The sequence below is a fragment of the Pseudoxanthomonas sangjuensis genome, assembly GCF_010211755.1.
Classification (GTDB): domain Bacteria; phylum Pseudomonadota; class Gammaproteobacteria; order Xanthomonadales; family Xanthomonadaceae; genus Pseudoxanthomonas_A; species Pseudoxanthomonas_A sangjuensis.
Map to the genome: position 1 here is coordinate 1 of NZ_PDWR01000064.1, position 589 is coordinate 589.

Consider the following 589-nt stretch of genomic DNA (forward strand, 5'->3'; position numbering starts at 1 on the left):
AGACCTGACCGCCGCAGAGTGGATGTTTGACATGGTGAAGACTATCGCACCATCAGCCAGAAAACCGAATTTTGCTGGGTGGGCTAACGATATCCGCCTGATGCGTGAACGTGACGGACGTAACCACCGCGACATGTGTGTGCTGTTCCGCTGGGCATGCCAGGACAACTTCTGGTCCGGTAACGTGCTGAGCCCGGCCAAACTCCGCGATAAGTGGACCCAACTCGAAATCAACCGTAACAAGCAACAGGCAGGCGTGACAGCCAGCAAACCAAAACTCGACCTGACAAACACAGACTGGATTTACGGGGTGGATCTATGAAAAACATCGCCGCACAGATGGTTAACTTTGACCGTGAGCAGATGCGTCGGATCGCCAACAACATGCCGGAACAGTACGACGAAAAGCCGCAGGTACAGCAGGTAGCGCAGATCATCAACGGTGTGTTCAGCCAGTTACTGGCAACTTTCCCGGCGAGCCTGGCTAACCGTGACCAGAACGAAGTGAACGAAATCCGTCGCCAGTGGGTTCTGGCTTTTCGGGAAAACGGGATCACCACGATGGAACAGGTTAACGCAGGAATGCGCG

Annotated in this window: 2 protein-coding genes; both read left to right on the forward strand. The window is 54.5% G+C overall.

The genetic code is table 11. From position 1 onward, the window contains the following. A partial coding sequence (locus CSC71_RS15295; RefSeq protein WP_000112129.1) for a hypothetical protein occupies positions 1-322 on the forward strand: 322 nt, incomplete at its 5' end. Then, the coding region (locus CSC71_RS15300) for a replication protein P (protein WP_246192266.1) at positions 319-589 on the forward strand (271 nt) is incomplete at its 3' end. The genes CSC71_RS15295 and CSC71_RS15300, both read left to right, overlap by 4 nt.